Genomic DNA, 15,354 nt, shown 5'->3' with positions numbered 1-15,354 from the left:
GGGCCGCCTGTGCGGCCCGTTTTGTTAATGGCCCTGCAGGTAGGCAACATGGGTCTGCAGATAGGCCTCCAGACCATGTTTACCATCGGCACCGCCAATGCCCGATTTGCGCCATCCGGCATGAAAGCCCTGCATGGCCTCAAAATTTTCACGGTTAACATAGGTTTCGCCAAACTTCAGCTTACGCAGGGCGTAGAGCGTGGTGTTGAGATCCTGCGTATAGAGGGAAGAGGTCAGCCCATACTGGCAGTCGTTTGCCAGGGCTATCGCCTCATCCAGCGTTTTAAAGCTCATTACCGGCAGCACAGGCCCGAATATCTCTTCCTGCATAATCGGCATCTCCTGTCGAACCCCGGTCAGCAGCGTGGGCTGGAAGAAAAAGCCTTTCTCGCCGGCGCGCCGGCCGCCCAGCACCACGCTGGCGCCTGCGGCGACCGCCTCAGCCACCTTCTGCTCAACCCGATCCCGTGCCGCAGCGCTAATCAGCGGCCCCATATCAATATCGCTCTGTTCGGCGGGGTCACCCAGGGTCACCTGCTGAAAAGCCGCCGTGAGCGCGTTGATAAAGCGGTCATAAATCGCCTCCTGCACATAGAGCCGTTCAACGCAGTTACAGACCTGGCCGCTGTTTATCATTCGCGAAGCGACGATGGCCCGCACGGCCAGCTCCAGGTCAGCATCCGCCATGACAATCGCCGGGGCCTTACCGCCCAGCTCCAGGGAGACGCTGGTGACGTTCTGTGCTGCGGCCTGCATGGTGGCGATGCCGGCACCGACGCTACCCGTCAGGCTGACCAGCCCGACTTTCGGGTTTGCCGCCAGCTCCTGGCCCACGTCCTGCCCGAAACCATAGACGATATTGACCACCCCAGCGGGCAGGCCTGTCTGCTGCAGAATATCGGCGAAGATCGCCGCATTGTTTGGCGTCAGCTCACTGGGTTTAATGACGATGGTGTTGCCGGTGATCAGGGCAGGCGCGGCTTTACGGGCGATCAGGAAGAAGGGAAAATTCCACGGCAGTATCCCGGTTGTCACCCCAATCGCCTTTCTGAACAGGAAGATATGCTCACCGGGTCGGTCGCTGTTGATGATTTCGCCTTCATAACGCCGCGCCCACTCCGCCATGTAATCGAGATAGTCGGCGGTAAACAGCACTTCGGTCTTAGCCAGTCCCTGCGTTTTTCCGCCTTCGGCCACAATCGTGGCCGTCAGCTCCGGTTCGCGCTCACGGATGGCCGAGGCAATTTTATGCAGCCAGAGACCACGCTCTACCGCAGGCAGCGCCTCCCAGTCCGGCTGAGCAGCTTCTGCCGCGTGGATGGCAAGACGGGCGTCCTCACGACTTCCCTGGGGGATGCGTGACAGCAACGCCTCGGTGGCCGGATTGATCACCTCAATCCACTGGTCACCCTGCGAACCGACAAACTGGCCATTAATGTAATGTTGATGATGTGTTGTCATTTACTTAACTCTCCGCTATCGACACGTTGCACTAATGTGATGGCAGGGTGAAGCAGATGCGGGCGGGTGACCTTATGCTGAGTGCCAGTGGCGGCGTCTGGCTGGCAGCCAGTGACAGATAGTGCGCTGCTCTGCGGCAAAAACGTCAATATGTTGTAGATTTATAGAAGCAATGTAATGAAAAAAAGGGGGTGTATCATGGCTAACGGATGGGCGTCAGAAGGCGCAGTACAGGAGCAGATTGACAGCACCGTCAACGATGGCATCGAACGGGTGAGGCAGTCGCTGGGTCATGGCGAAAGCGCGACCGAATGTGAACTCTGTGGCGAGCCGATTCCTGAAGCCCGCCGCCAGGCGCTGAAAGGGGTACGCTACTGCGTAGCCTGTCAGGAAAAAATCGATAAACAGCAGCAGACCAGCAGTTTATACAACCGTCGGGGCAGTAAAGACAGTCAGCTGCGCTAACCGTGACCCGCAGTCGGCCACGCCGGGGAACGGGCAGCGCGCGTCACGCTGCTGCCTTAGCCGTTACGAGCCTGGCATGGCCAGACCGCTGCCGATAAACCACGCCAGAAAGCCGACGCCTGCCACAATGATGGCGATCGGAAACAGGATGCCAATTCTCATACTCTACCTGCTGCAAACAGCACTATGGGGGCGCAATCTTATCATGAGATCTGCAGCACTGCGCGATGGGTTTTCAGCAGCGTAAAGAGCTGAAACTGCGTGGCCTCCGTCTCCTCCCTTAACACCTCTCCCTTCTTATACAGAATATGCTCGATATGCCCCAGCTGACGCCAGACCAAAATCGCGGAGGCGATCAGCGCGCAGTGCTGCTCCGCCTGTATACATTCGATGGTGGCGTAGTGGGCTTCATCCATGCCATTCACAAACACCTTTAGCGCCTCAGCAGGCACTATCGCGCGGATATCATCCAGCATCACCCGGCTGACTGCCTGCGAAAGAAACAGTGTTAACCACTTAGTCGTCATCCTGAACCCTGAACCGATCAATTTTCCCCAGTGTATACGACCTTGCAGGTGGGAATGAAAGGCTTCTTTGCGCCTTTGCCACGCGGGTGGCGTGCATGGCAGTGACGCGGGAATTGTGCTGCGCCACACAGCAGAAAGGGGAAAAACAGTGAATTATAAGGCACTTACCTGTTCAGGCAGCCCGGCCTCTGACAACTGCAGAATTGTGATCCCTGACAGCAGCATCGGGTCAATATTGCCACTCTGCGCGGGCTTCCGGCATTCATCCAAAGGCTGAGGAATCGATGCAAACCGTAGACTGCCTGCTGAGCGGAATCTGAGCGCTTTCCGACAGACCTCAACCAAACCGGGGAATAACAATGAACAGTGCCATTATTGCGGGGATTTTCTGGCATTTTGTCGGCGCTGCCAGCGCCGCGTGTTTCTACGCGCCGTTTAAGCAGGTAAAACGATGGTCCTGGGAAACCATGTGGTCGGTGGGGGGCCTGATCTCCTGGCTGATCCTGCCGTGGGCGGTCAGTGCCATTCTGCTGCCCGACTTCCGGGCTTATTACAGCAGCTTCACGCTGTCGCAGCTGACACCCGTGTTTCTCTTCGGCGCGATGTGGGGCATCGGTAATATCAACTACGGGCTGACCATGCGCTATCTCGGCATGTCGATGGGCATCGGCATCGCGATTGGTATTACGCTGGTGGTAGGCACGCTGATGACGCCGCTGCTGCAGGGGCGCTTTGGCGAGTTATTTGCCTCTGCGGGAGGACGGCTGACCTTACTGGGCGTGCTGGTGGCCCTGGCTGGCGTCGGGATTGTGTCGCGTGCCGGATTGCTGAAGGAGCGGGCGCTGGGGATCAACGCCGAAGAGTTTAATCTCAGGAAGGGTCTGCTGCTGGCGGTGATGTGCGGCATCTTCTCGGCAGGGATGTCCTTTGCGATGGATGCCGCGAAGCCGATGCATCAGGCCGCCGCGAATCTGGGGATCGACCCGCTCTATGTGGCGTTACCCAGCTATGTGATCATCATGGGCGGTGGGGCGCTGGTGAACCTGGGCTTCTGCTTCTGGCGGCTGGCTACCCGACCCGATCTGTCAGTTCGCAGGGACTTTTCCGTCGCCAGGCCGCTGCTTATTGCTAATACCGCGTTCGCCGTGCTTGGCGGCACCATGTGGTATCTGCAGTTTTTCTTTTACGCCTGGGGCCACGCCCGAATCCCGCCGCAGTATGACTATGTCAGCTGGATGCTGCACATGAGCCTGTATGTGCTGTGCGGGGGACTGGTAGGCCTGCTGTTGAAAGAGTGGAAGTCAGCGGGACGCCGCCCGGTCAGTGTGTTATCGATTGGCTGCGTGGTCATTATCATCGCGGCAAACATCGTTGGACTGGGTATGGCAGCGTAAGCCGCAGGCTTCCTGCGGCGCGGAGGAGAACGGGCCTGTCTGACAGGCTCGTTCCGGGCGTTCTCAGGCGGTAAGATCGTGCCTGCACAGGGAACAGGGTCAGATCGGAAAGTCGCTTAAGCCATCCATGGCCGCTCGGCCCGCGCCGTCCCTGGCGCGGGACGCTTTCCTCCTCTGACCCTGTTCCCTGTGCTTTGTACTTTTGCGCTGCGGTATCCAGCGCTCTGGTCTGACGTCCATGTTATTCCGGTTCGGCGCTTTTCAGCGCTCGCCCGGAGGGGAGAAATCGCTGACGCCAGGCACTGGGTGTCAGGCCGGTTTCACGGGTGAAAACCACGGAAAAATAGTTACTGTCATCGAAGCCGCAGCGGGCCGCCACTTCGCTGATCAGGCACGCCTGCGTTCGCAGCAGATATTTTGCCTGACAAAGCTGTAACTGACGCAGGTAATGGCCGATGGTCATCCCGGTCTGCTGACGGAAAAGCTGTTTCAGCGCCCGTTCGCTCAGCTGGTTTTGCTGGCAGAACGCTGCCAGATCAAACGGCCGGGAAATCGCCCCCTGCAACGCTGACATCAGCAGATCGAGCTGTTCCCCCTCCGGCAGAACCCAGGGGCGATCGGCGGCGTAGCCGTGGCGCCGCAGAATCAGCACCAGCTGCAGAAACAGGGCTTCAGAGAGCTGAACCGACAGGGGATCGCTCTTGCGACTTTCACGCTCCAGCTGGCTGATCACACCGCGCGCCAGCCCCATACCGCGCGTAGTCAGACGCCAGCAGCCAGGGGCTTCGGGGCCCTGTGGCGGCAGCAGGCTATCCCAGTCAAGCGCCAGACCAAAGCGATCGCGGCAGTAGAGGATGTTATCCAGCACCAGGTCGTTAACGCTGTCGTAACTATGGCAGTCGCTGTCGCGGATAAAAAAGAGGTCGCCGCAGGTGATGAGCCAGGGGCGATCGTTGAGGACGTGCAGGCCATTACCGCGCCAGACGATGACGATTTCGCTGAACTCGTGTCGGTGCGGCGGAAAAGAGGGCTGTGGCATCCTTTCGGCAACCGCCACCGGTAAACTGGGGGCGGGAAAATAGTCATCACGACTGAGTATCAACGCCATAGTCGGCTCCTTTACCTCATCTGCTGGCGCTCCGCTCGCGGGGCGCAGCCAAATTCGCGCCTGAACAGGGTAGAGAAATGGTTGCTGTCTCCAAATCCACACTGGAAGGCGATATCGGTAATGCGCAGATCGCTGTGACGCAGCAGGTGACGCGCCTGTAACAGACGCAGACGGTTCAGATAACGCTGCGGCGTACTGCCGGTCTGCTGCTTCATCTGTCGGTGCAGCGTTCGCAGCGACAGAGAGAAACGGTCGGCCAGTTCATCCCAGACAATCTCATCACTGTAATGATCCGCCAGCCAGTCCAGCAGGCGATGCAGACGCGCCTCCTGATCCTGACGACCGCCATCACGACAGGCTTCACGTAACAGCACCAGCAGCTGTAAAAAGAGCTGCTCCTGCCGCGCCTGCCTGTCCAGTGACCAGGCCTCATGCTGCTGCATCTGCGCTGCCACACTCAGGGCCTGCGCCATCACCTTCTGATTGATACGCCAGTGAGAAGGATAATCCCCATCCCGTTCGCACGGCAGCAGCGCCTGCAATCCGGAGAGAAAACGGAACGCGCCGGGGCTGCGATAGAGCACATTGGTCAGGCAGAGGTTATCCGTCTGTTCATAAAGATGACGATCGTGATCGCGGATAAAGCAGACACAGCCGGCGCAGAGCGCTTGTGGCTGACCATTGAACACATGAATCCCGGCGCCGTGCTCAACCAGAACGATTTCATGAAAATCATGATGATGCTCCGGAAAGGGGGCCTGGGGGATGCGGGGTTCAATCGCAATCGCGTAATTGCCGTCAGGAAAAAAATCCGCACTGTGCAACAGAGTCATGATCGTCCCTCACTGATTAACAAAACTGCAACGCAGTCTAATCAGGACATCGTTACCTTACCTTGAATTTTCAGCACGTCTCAGCAGGAATCCTGCTAATTTTTCGCGAAATCCCCGGTAGTTAACAGATTTGCGGCAGGGGTCACATCGTGCTCACTGCTGCCTCTGTGATCTCTCTCACGACATTCTTTGCAGGTCTGCCAGGGCACCCCGGCCGCTGGCACTGCCGGGAAGGTGTTCAGGCGACCCGATTTTTACTCTGTGACCACTTAATCACAGGGAAAAGCCACCATGACCAGGCGAAATATCATTGCTATCGATCTCGGCGCATCCAGCGGCCGGGTCATGCTCGCCCGCTGGGATGACGCGCAGCGCCAGCTGGATCTGCGTGAAATCCGCCGTTTTGAAAACCGGCGTCTGCGTCGTGCCGGCTATGACTGCTGGGATCTGGCGATGCTGGAGCAGGCGATCCGTGCCGGGCTGGAGCAGGCTGTTGAGGAGGGGATCGTGCCGGACAGTATCGGCATCGACACCTGGGGCGTGGATATGGTGCTGCTGGATGCGCAGGGTGAGCCGGTGGGTGAAGCGGTCAGCTATCGTGATGCACGCACCCACGGCCTGATGGCTCAGGCGCAGCAGGAGCTGGGCCACAGCGCCATCTATGCAAAAACCGGCATTCAGTTTCTGCCTTTCAATACGCTCTATCAGATGCGCGCCCTGCATCAGCAGCAGCCTGACTGGCAGGCGCGTGTGGCACACGCGCTGATGATCCCGGATTACCTGCACTTCCGCCTGACCGGCAACCTCAACTGGGAGTACACCAACGCCACCACCACCCAGATGCTCAATATTCACAGCGGCGAGTGGGATCGCGATTTAATCGGCTGGGCGGGGATTGAGGCAGGCTGGTTCGGTCAGCCGCAGGCGCCGGGCAACACAGTGGGACACTGGCGGAGTCAGCGGGGCGAGGCGGTGCCGGTCATTGCGGTGGCCACCCACGACACCGCCAGCGCGGTGCTGGCTACGCCGCTGCTGCAGGAAGATGCCGCCTATCTCAGCTCCGGCACCTGGTCGCTGATGGGCTTTGAAAGCCTGCAACCCTATGCGAGCGAGGCGGCACTGCGCGCCAATATTACCAACGAAGGCGGCGCAGAAGGCTATCGCGTCCTGAAAAACATCATGGGTTTATGGCTGCTGCAGCGTCTCTGTGCTGAACGGCAGATTGATGACCTCTGTGCGCTGATTGCTGAGACAGCCCGTCAGCCCGCCTGTCTTTCGCTGATTAATCCCAACGATCCGCGCTTTATCAATCCTGACAACATGGTCAGCGAGATTCAGAAAGCCTGCGCAGAGCAGGGCATGCCCGTGCCGCAATCCGCCGCTGCGCTGGCCCGCTGCATTTTTGACAGCCTGGCGCTGCTCTACCGTCAGGTCATCAGCGAACTCGCCGCGCTGCGCGGGAAGCCCTTCACCCGGCTGCATGTGGTCGGCGGTGGCAGCCAGAATCGTTTTCTGAATCAGCTCTGTGCAGATGCCTGTGAGATTCCGGTGCTGGCCGGGCCGGTTGAAGCCTCCACGCTGGGTAACGTCGGCTGTCAGCTGATTGCCCTCGGCGAACTGACGGATGTCGCCGATTTCCGCAACTGCGTGATGAACACCTTCCCCCTCGAAACATTCGAACCACACATTTCAGACGTCTTCGCGGCCAGTCAGGCCCGCTTCGCGACGCTGAGTCAACCCGCAGAGGAACCCGCTTATGACTAAGCAGACAGAACAGGCCTTTGAACTGGCTAAACAACGCTATGCCGATATTGGGGTTGATGCTGAACAGGCTATTCGCCAGCTCGACACAATCCCGGTTTCCATGCACTGCTGGCAGGGCGACGATGTGCGGGGATTTGAAAACCCGCAGGCCGCCCTCACCGGCGGCATTCAGGCGACCGGCAACTATCCGGGACGTGCACGCAACGCCAGCGAACTGCGCGGTGATATCGATAAGGCGATGTCGCTGATCCCTGGCCTCAAGCGTCTGAACCTGCATGCACTCTATCTGGAGAGCGACAGGCCGGTTGAACGGGACGCTATTGAGCCGGCACATTTCGCGCGCTGGGTCGAATGGGCCAGGGAGCGGGGCGTGGGGCTCGATTTTAACCCCAGCTGCTTCTCACATCCGCTCAGTGCTGACGGGTTTACGCTGTCGCACAGCTATCAAACCGTGCGCCAGTTCTGGATCGACCACTGCAAAGCCAGTCGCCGTATCTCCGCCCACTTTGGTGAGCAGCTGGGCACGCCCTCGGTGATGAACATCTGGGTACCGGACGGCATGAAGGATATCACCGTCGATCGGCTGGCGCCGCGTCAGCGTCTGATGAGCGCTCTGGATGAGGTCATTGCGGAAAAACTCAACCCGCAGCATCACATCGATGCGGTAGAGAGCAAGCTGTTCGGTATCGGCGCAGAGAGCTACACCGTGGGATCAAATGAGTTTTATCTCGGCTACGCCGCCAGCCGTCAGACGGCACTGACCCTGGATGCGGGCCATTTCCATCCTACCGAGGTGATCTCCGACAAGATCTCCGCCGCCATGCTCTATGTGCCGCGCCTGCTGCTGCACGTCAGCCGTCCGGTGCGCTGGGACAGCGATCATGTGGTGCTGCTGGATGATGAAACGCAGGCTATTGCCAGTGAGATCGTCCGTCACCGGCTGTTCGACAAAGTGCATATCGGCCTCGATTTCTTTGACGCGTCGATCAACCGGATTGCGGCCTGGGTTATCGGCACCCGCAACACCCAGAAGGCGCTGCTGCGCGCCCTGCTGGAGCCGACCGATCGTCTGCGTCAGGCTGAGAATAGCGGAGATTACACCGCGCGGCTGGTCTGGCTGGAAGAGCAGAAATCACTGCCGTGGCAGGCGGTGTGGGAAGCCTGGTGCCTGCGTCATGACGTTCCGGCTGACGCCAGCTGGTTAAGTGATGCGCGCCATTATGAACAGCAGATTTTGAGCCAACGTTAAGGGATTTTATTATGCAAAGCATTCTTGCTTCAGAGTTTGTAAAGGGAATGGTTAAGGCAACCAGCGACATGTGGCTGAAGGGATGGGATGAACGCAATGGTGGCAACGTCAGCCTGCGGCTGAGTGAGGAGGAGGTGAGCCCCTATAGGGCTGATTTCTGCCAGGAGCCACGCTGTTTCGAGCTGAGTCAGTCCGCCCCGGCGCTGGCAAACGACTGGTTTCTGGTGACCGGGTCGGGAAAATTTATGCGCAACGTTCAGCTGGACCCCGCGGACTGCCTGGCACTGCTGCAGGTCGACAGCCAGGGACTCTCCTGCAAAATTCACTGGGGGCTGGTCAATGGCGGGCTGCCGACCTCCGAGCTGGCGTCACATTTTCAGTCGCATGCGGTGCGCAAGGCAGTCAGCGGCGGCAGAGATCGGGTGATTATGCACTGTCATGCCACCCACTTTATGGCCCTGAGTTATGTGGTTGAGATGGATTCGGCGCGCTTTACCCGCCTGCTGTGGGAGGGGAGCACCGAGTGTCTGGTGGTCTTCCCGGATGGCGTGGGCGTGTTGCCCTGGATGGTGCCCGGCACCGATGAGATCGGCGCCGCGACGGCGGCGCAGATGCAGTCGCACACGCTGGTGATGTGGCCGTTCCACGGCGTCTTTGGCACAGGTCCGACGCTCGATGAGACGTTTGGGCTGATTGACACCGCCGAGAAATCATCTGAAGTGATGGTTAAGGTGCTGTCGATGGGCGGGATACGTCAGAGCATCACCACAGAACAGCTAGTCGCGCTGGGTAAACGTTTTGGTGTCACGCCCTGGCAACCAGCACTGGATGCGGGGCCTGCCCATGTTGCGTAAAGCCTTTGTGATGCAGGTCAATCCGGATTGTCATGCGGAGTATGAGCGTCGTCACTCACCTATCTGGCCCGAACTGGCTGAAACGCTGAAAGCACATGGTGCCCGTAATTATGCCATCTGGCTGGATGAGGAGCGGCATCTGCTCTTTGCCAGCGTGGAGATTGAATCGGAAGCGCGCTGGAACGCGGTGGCGCAAACGGCGGTCTGTCAGCGCTGGTGGGCCTCCATGAAGGATCTGATGCCCTCTCATGCGGACAACAGTCCCGTCAGTCAGCCGCTCCGGCCGGTCTTCTTTCTCAGCTGAACGTGCAACAGGGCGGGAATCCCGCCCTGAATCTTACCGCTGAGCCTGACACAGTCCTGTCAGGGTAGGCCACATCGCCATCAGCGTATCAATAATACTCTCCAGGTCTGTGCGCTCCGCACCTTCCCGCGCCCGCACTGACATGCCCTGAAGCAGACAGCTCAGATAGCGCGACAGCGCAGCAATGTCCACTGACTCTCCCAGTTCACCACGCTGCTGACGCGAGCAGAGGAAATCCTTTAAAACCTGCTCCTGTGACTGATGCTGCTCTTGCAGCATGGCCGCAATATCCGCGGAAGCCGCCGACAGGGCGCTTGAGGTGCAGATAAAGAAGCAGCCGCCGGGCGAATCGCGTTCGGTAAAGCAGGCCGCGGTAGCGCGGAAATAGGCCTCAACCGCCTCAGAGACCGCCAGCTTGTCATCGCCCAGGGCCGCATCACGCCAGGCGCTGAATTTCTCAACATAGCGCTCCATCGCGGCGCGGAATAATCCCTCTTTATTGACGAACTCCGCATAGAGCGTCGGTGCTTTAGCACCGGTAGCGGCCACCAGATCGGCGAGCGAGGTGCCTTCGTACCCGTGGGTCCAGAACAGGGTCAGTGCCTTATCGAGCGCGGCTTCACGATCGAACACTTTGGGACGGCCACGGCATTTCCGGGTATCGCAATCCTGAACCTGACTCATACATCCTCTCTGACGGGGGAACACTCTATTAAATTACCGATCATTATAAAAATGTGCAAGGGCGGAGAGGCAGGCCGTCCTCCGGGGTTGCCATTTTGTGCGCCAGCCCGGTTTTATCGCCCCTATGGTTAAGTCAGAAAAGGGGCTGAAGCCCATAATCACGCCACTTCGCGATTAAAATAACGATCATTAAATAAATATTGACGGCCAGCCTGATCGGGGTCTATCATTTATTTAACGGTCGTTAATTAAATAGCGACAACCGATTTCAGACCCACTGAACACGATCACTGAAAAGAGAGAAGATTATGAAAACCATCAAAACTACCCTGGCTGTTCTGGCACTCACCACACTGACTTTTGGCGCGTCTGCCGCTGACCTGGTTACCAGCGAACCGGCTAATCAGCAGCCTGTCGGCACCATCTCTGTGCTGGGCGGCACCAACCTGAGTTCAGTCGAAGCGCAGCTCAACGCCAAAGCGGATGAAGCCGGTGCGAAATCGTTCCGCATCACCTCAACCAGCGGTCAGAACAAACTGCACGGCACGGCGGTGATTTATCAGTAACCGGGCATCCGGCAGAAAATGAAGAAGGGGTTCGTTATGAAACGTATCAGTATGATAGTGGCGGCGGCCCTGCTCAGTAGCCTCTCGTTCACCAGCGTGGCGGCGCAGCAGGTGAGCAGCACGCCACTGGATCAGCAACGCGTGGGCGTCATCAGCGCGACGGGCAGCAGCAATCTGACCTCGCTTGAGCAGCAACTGTCAGAAAAGGCCAGCGATGCCGGTGCAAAGTCTTTCCGCATCACTTCGACCTCTGGCAGCAACAACCTGCATGGCACCGCCATTCTCTATAAATAAGAGAAACAGGCTTCAGATAACCTGCTTATCTGAAGCCTTTTTTTTATCCTCTCCGCGCCGGTCTTAGCCATTACTGCGAAGCTGAGGATAACGGCGGAAAATATAGACACACCACAGTAACGCCACCAGACCGATCATCCCCCCGACGTTGCCGACTTCCGACATATTCAGATAGAGACTGACCTGGCTTCCCAGCAGCGCGCCTGCGCCTATGCCGATATTGTAGATACCGGACATGAGTGACATTGCCACATCCGTTGCATCCGGCGCCAGAGACAGCACCCGCACCTGCATACCCAGTCCAATCATCATCATCGCCATGCCCCAGACGATGCACAGGATAGCGATCGCCGTCGGACGAACCGCAGCAAAGATCAGCAGTCCCATGCAGAGGGTGATCAGCGCAATCGCGGCAATCAGCAGCGCGGAAGGGAATTTATTGCCCAGGGTGCTGAACAGCACGCTGCCCAGAATACCCGCAGAGCCAAACAGCAGCAGCAGCAGGGTGGTGAAATTGCCGCTGGATTGCGCCACGCTCTGCATAAAGGGTTCGATGTAGCTGTAGGCGGTGTAGTGCGCGGTCACCACAATGATTACCAGCAGATACATGCTGACCAGCGCCGGACGACGAAACAGCATCGGCACGCTGCTCAGCGAGCCGGTGTGTTCACTGGGCAGACGTGGCAGTATCCGTACCAGCATGATCATCAGTACCAGTGCCGACAGGCCAATCGCGCCGAAGGTGGTTCGCCAGCCAAGATACTGACCCACCACGCGGCCAATCGGCACCCCCAGCACCATGGCCAGTGCGGTTCCGGTCGCCAGCATACTCAGCGCCTGCGTTTTCTTTCCGGCCGGAGCCACGCGAATAGCCAGTGAAGCCGTGATCGACCAGAACACCGCGTGAGAGAGGGCGATGCCGACGCGTGAAACCATCAGCGACCGAAAGTCCCAGGCGAAGGTCGACAGGACGTGACTGACGATAAAGATCGTAAACAGCACCCCCAGCAGCAGTCGCCGCTCCACGTTGCGCGTCAGCAGCATCAGCGGCAGTGACAGCAGCGCGACCACCCAGGCGTAGATCGTGAGCATGATCCCGACATCCGCCGTCTGCATGGAAAAGTCAGCCGCAATGTCCGAAAGGAGACCCACCGGTACAAATTCGGTGGTATTAAATACAAAAGCCGCGATGGCCAGCAAGACCACGCGTAGCCAGGCAGTTTTACGTGAAACAGTTGTTGGTTGCATGAGGTGTCAAATCTGTCAGTACAGCGAATTCGGATGTGGCAGACATCCAGCGAAAGTGACCTGCGTCACAAATTACAGACCATTGTAGTGAATAAAGCGGGAAGCGAAACCTGATAACCGGCTTTTAAGGCGGAAATTTTTTTATCGCCCCGTTCAGGGGCGACGGGATGAGATTACTGACCGCGGCGAGGCGGCATCATGCGCAGCAGGGTATTGTCTTTAAGCAGATAGTGATGAAACAGCGCCGCTGCCGCATGCAGCCCGATCAGCCAGTATCCCAGCGGTGCCAGGGTTTCATGCCAGTCGATCAACGTATCCGCCAGGTCAAAATTGGGCTCCGGTGCAACCGGCATACTGATGCCAAACAGCCACCACTCCCGCCCCTTGAGATAGCGCGACGACAGGCCGAGGATCGGCAGGGTGATAAACAGGGCATAGATCAGGGTGTGCGTCAGATGAGCCACCCCGGTCTGCCAGCGCGGCGCGGCTGGCGTAATGGGTGGCGTGCGATGACGGGTACGCAGAAACAGGCGGGCGATCATCAGCACCAGAACGGTCGCACCTGCGCTGAAGTGGGTGATGATCATGGCGTACCCCTGCCAGGAGCCGCGCTGCACAAAGCCGCGCAGCTCAATGGTGGCGTAGGCTGTCACGACCAGTAAAAAGGTCAGCCAGTGAAGGGCGATCTGAGAACGCGCAAACTTATCCCGCATCGTGCTTTCCATCAAAAAGAGTCAGGAAGAGTAACATAACGGAAAACGGCGCTGATGCTTAACAAATTAGCGCAGCGGTAAGTAAATTTCACGCCGACACCCTCCGACAGCTTAGCGTGACCCCGGCGTATGTTTCTGGGCGACGCTGAGCGGCGTCTCCGGCAGGTGGCTGGCATTAATCGGGCAGCAGTTCTCACAGCCGATAGCCCCCACATAATATTTTTTTGCCTGAAGAATGGCGGCATTGACGTGATAAAAACTGCCCAGAAACAGTCGATTTTCCATGTCGGGAAGATGCGGGCAGCCAGCGGCATGCACCACATGATTATCGTTATATCCCGATTGTTTATTGACGTAGTAATAGAGAGCCACAGGCGTTCCTTGTTGCCGTGTTAAGAGGCAAAGCAGATGAAATGATTCAATAAAACCGATTATAGCGGGAATTGTGGGGTTTTTTCGCGGGGGATTTTCAGCGAAGAGGATGAGCGACAGTCAGCGTGTTGTGCTGCCAGGCCTGGTGAGGCCATCCGGGCCTGGCAGAGAGAGGAAACTCAGAGCTTTTTGCGGTGCAGATGCCAGGCCACAAGCAACGCCAGCAGCAGCAGGGTGCTGATAAACAGCGTGATGCCGTGCCAGCCAAAGTTATGCCAGAACAGACCGCCCAGCGTCCCGGCGACGCTGGAACCCACGTAGTAGCTGAACAGGTAAAGCGATGAGGCCTGGCCGCGCGCCCGGCGTGCGCGTGGGCCAATCCAGCCACTGGCAACCGCATGGGCGGCAAAAAAACCGGCGGTGAACAGCATCATCCCCGGCAGGATCAGCCAGAGCGAGTTGAACGCCGTGATCAGCAGGCCCAGCAGCATAATGGCGGTCGCACCCAGCATTACCGGTCCCCGTCCCAGCCGGCTGGTCAGCGCGCCCGCTTTCGGCGAACTCCACGAGCCGGTGAGATAGACCACCGACAACAACCCGACCACGGCCTGACTCAGATGCCAGGGGGCATCCAGCAGCCGGTAGCCGATGTAGTTAAACAGCGTGACAAAGGCACCCATCAGCAGGAACCCTTCGGCAAACAACCAGGGCAGGCCGGGATCGCGCCAGTGCAGCCGGAAGTTAATCAGCAGGTTGCGCGGACGCAGCGTGATGGGACGAAAATGACGTGACGCGGGAAGGATCTTCCAGAACATCAGCGCCGAAGCCAGCGAAAACAGGCCAATCACCGCCACGGCGATCCGCCATGAGAAAAGGTCGGTCAGCACACCGCTCAGCAGACGCCCGCTCATTCCGCCGATAGAGTTTCCGCTGATATACAGCCCCATAGAGAAGGCGACGACCCGCGCATCCATCTCCTCGCTGAGGTAGGTCATGCCCACCGCCGCCACTCCGCTGAGCGACAGCCCCATCAGCGCCCGCATGATCAGAATGCCGTGCCAGCTGCTCATGGTGGCTGAGATCAGCGTGCAGATGGCGGCCAGCATCAGGGCTGTCACCATCACCGATTTGCGGCCGACAGCATCCGAAAGCGGCCCGGTCACCAGCAGGCCCAGCGCCATCAGGCCGGTTGAGATAGAGAGTGACAGGCTGCTGGTTGCCGGTGAGATGCCAAACTGATGCGAGAGCACCGGCAGGATCGGCTGGACACAATAGAGCAGGGCAAAGGTCGCCAGACCGGCGGAGAAGAGCGCCAGCGTCACGCGCATAAACTGCCGCGAACCCCGACGGATATAACCTGACGCAGCCACCGGTTCTGAAGGCACACGACCCGCCTCGTCATTTACCGCGGCGGCCTCTGTTAAGTGACTCACACACTTTCCTTTAAGAGTAAAAAAACCTGTCGTCAGCTTAGGCAGGCATCATTATGATGTCTAATATATTAATAATCTTAAATGA

Annotated in this window: 18 protein-coding genes; 8 read left to right on the top strand and 10 right to left on the bottom strand. The window is 58.4% G+C overall.

The genetic code is table 11. From position 1 onward, the window contains the following. Positions 1–24: 24 nt before the first annotated feature. Positions 25–1,461 carry an aldehyde dehydrogenase gene (gene aldA, locus HFD97_RS05660; RefSeq protein WP_167430812.1) on the bottom strand — a complete coding sequence of 479 codons (1,437 nt, stop codon included), beginning with the start codon at positions 1,459–1,461 and terminating at the stop codon, positions 25–27. A 198-nt stretch (positions 1,462–1,659) separates the two neighbouring features. On the opposite strand from aldA, the gene HFD97_RS05655 reads away from it, so the two are divergent. Further along, positions 1,660–1,926: a DksA/TraR family C4-type zinc finger protein gene (locus tag HFD97_RS05655; RefSeq protein WP_009090111.1), complete on the top strand. Its 267-nt coding sequence runs from the start codon at positions 1,660–1,662 to the stop codon at positions 1,924–1,926. A gap of 63 nt (positions 1,927–1,989) precedes the next feature. On the opposite strand, the gene HFD97_RS05650 is transcribed toward HFD97_RS05655, so the two are convergent. Together HFD97_RS05650 and HFD97_RS05645 are read right to left on the bottom strand one after the other, a co-directional pair. Next, positions 1,990–2,088, bottom strand: coding sequence for a YoaK family small membrane protein (locus HFD97_RS05650; protein WP_008925225.1), 99 nt, complete (start codon positions 2,086–2,088; stop codon positions 1,990–1,992). A 41-nt stretch (positions 2,089–2,129) separates the two neighbouring features. Beyond that, positions 2,130–2,453, bottom strand: a complete 324-nt coding sequence (locus HFD97_RS05645) for a hypothetical protein (RefSeq protein WP_167430813.1) — start codon at positions 2,451–2,453, stop codon at positions 2,130–2,132. Positions 2,454–2,812: 359 nt separating this feature from the next. On the opposite strand from HFD97_RS05645, the gene rhaT reads away from it, so the two are divergent. Then, positions 2,813–3,847, top strand: coding sequence for an L-rhamnose/proton symporter RhaT (rhaT, locus tag HFD97_RS05640; RefSeq protein ID WP_009090114.1), 1,035 nt, complete (start codon positions 2,813–2,815; stop codon positions 3,845–3,847). A 241-nt stretch (positions 3,848–4,088) separates the two neighbouring features. Here the strand turns inward: rhaT and rhaR are convergent, their stop codons facing one another. Together rhaR and rhaS are read right to left on the bottom strand one after the other, a co-directional pair. Continuing rightward, positions 4,089–4,955 (bottom strand): HTH-type transcriptional activator RhaR, encoded by an 867-nt coding sequence (gene rhaR, locus HFD97_RS05635; RefSeq protein WP_167430814.1) that lies wholly within the window; start codon positions 4,953–4,955, stop codon positions 4,089–4,091. 11 nt (positions 4,956–4,966) lie between these two features. Continuing rightward, a complete protein-coding gene (gene rhaS, locus HFD97_RS05630) occupies positions 4,967–5,788 on the bottom strand; it encodes an HTH-type transcriptional activator RhaS (RefSeq protein ID WP_111208390.1) in 822 nt (273 codons plus the stop codon). 291 nt (positions 5,789–6,079) lie between these two features. Between rhaS and rhaB the strand changes: the two genes are divergently transcribed. The 4 genes from rhaB to rhaM are packed head-to-tail and all read left to right on the top strand — an operon-like array spanning position 6,080 to position 9,959. Continuing rightward, on the top strand, positions 6,080–7,552 hold the full coding sequence (rhaB, locus tag HFD97_RS05625; protein WP_009090118.1) for a rhamnulokinase: 1,473 nt from the start codon (positions 6,080–6,082) through the stop codon (positions 7,550–7,552). Beyond that, positions 7,545–8,801: an L-rhamnose isomerase gene (locus HFD97_RS05620; protein ID WP_167430815.1), complete on the top strand. Its 1,257-nt coding sequence runs from the start codon at positions 7,545–7,547 to the stop codon at positions 8,799–8,801. The genes rhaB and HFD97_RS05620 overlap by 8 nt, the downstream gene beginning before the upstream one ends. A gap of 11 nt (positions 8,802–8,812) precedes the next feature. Next, complete coding sequence (gene rhaD / locus HFD97_RS05615; RefSeq protein ID WP_167430816.1) at positions 8,813–9,655, top strand: rhamnulose-1-phosphate aldolase; 843 nt, start codon at positions 8,813–8,815, stop codon at positions 9,653–9,655. Next, entirely contained in the window at positions 9,645–9,959 is a 315-nt protein-coding gene (gene rhaM, locus HFD97_RS05610) for an L-rhamnose mutarotase (RefSeq protein WP_058957921.1), read from the top strand. Before rhaD ends, rhaM begins: the two co-directional genes overlap by 11 nt. A 33-nt stretch (positions 9,960–9,992) precedes the next feature. Here rhaM and HFD97_RS05605 read toward each other — a convergent pair whose 3' ends face one another. After that, positions 9,993–10,643, bottom strand: a complete 651-nt coding sequence (locus HFD97_RS05605; protein WP_150029559.1) for a TetR/AcrR family transcriptional regulator — start codon at positions 10,641–10,643, stop codon at positions 9,993–9,995. Between the two features lie 308 nt (positions 10,644–10,951). Between HFD97_RS05605 and HFD97_RS05600 the strand changes: the two genes are divergently transcribed. Both HFD97_RS05600 and HFD97_RS05595 read left to right on the top strand, forming a co-directional pair. Continuing rightward, positions 10,952–11,209: a DUF1471 domain-containing protein gene (locus HFD97_RS05600; protein WP_009090125.1), complete on the top strand. Its 258-nt coding sequence runs from the start codon at positions 10,952–10,954 to the stop codon at positions 11,207–11,209. A gap of 36 nt (positions 11,210–11,245) precedes the next feature. Then, positions 11,246–11,503, top strand: coding sequence for a YdgH/BhsA/McbA-like domain containing protein (locus tag HFD97_RS05595; protein WP_167430817.1), 258 nt, complete (start codon positions 11,246–11,248; stop codon positions 11,501–11,503). Positions 11,504–11,566: 63 nt separating this feature from the next. On the opposite strand, the gene HFD97_RS05590 is transcribed toward HFD97_RS05595, so the two are convergent. The 4 genes from HFD97_RS05590 to HFD97_RS05575 form a co-directional block, all read right to left on the bottom strand. Next, the gene (locus HFD97_RS05590; RefSeq protein WP_167430818.1) at positions 11,567–12,751 is read right to left on the bottom strand and encodes a sugar transporter; all 1,185 of its coding nucleotides are present in this window, start codon (positions 12,749–12,751) and stop codon (positions 11,567–11,569) included. A 173-nt stretch (positions 12,752–12,924) separates the two neighbouring features. Then, the gene (cybB, locus tag HFD97_RS05585; protein ID WP_046101860.1) at positions 12,925–13,464 is read right to left on the bottom strand and encodes a cytochrome b561; all 540 of its coding nucleotides are present in this window, start codon (positions 13,462–13,464) and stop codon (positions 12,925–12,927) included. A 111-nt stretch (positions 13,465–13,575) separates the two neighbouring features. Then, positions 13,576–13,836 (bottom strand): hypothetical protein, encoded by a 261-nt coding sequence (locus tag HFD97_RS05580; RefSeq protein ID WP_009090129.1) that lies wholly within the window; start codon positions 13,834–13,836, stop codon positions 13,576–13,578. Between the two features lie 179 nt (positions 13,837–14,015). After that, positions 14,016–15,164: an MFS transporter gene (locus HFD97_RS05575; RefSeq protein ID WP_244319730.1), complete on the bottom strand. Its 1,149-nt coding sequence runs from the start codon at positions 15,162–15,164 to the stop codon at positions 14,016–14,018. Positions 15,165–15,354 lie beyond the last annotated feature (190 nt).

Origin of the sequence: Pantoea sp. EKM103V, assembly GCF_011800365.1 — a bacterium.
GTDB classification, from domain to species: domain Bacteria; phylum Pseudomonadota; class Gammaproteobacteria; order Enterobacterales; family Enterobacteriaceae; genus Pantoea; species Pantoea anthophila.
Note: the sequence above shows the minus strand (reverse complement) of the source record. Positions and strands in the feature narration are given on the sequence as shown.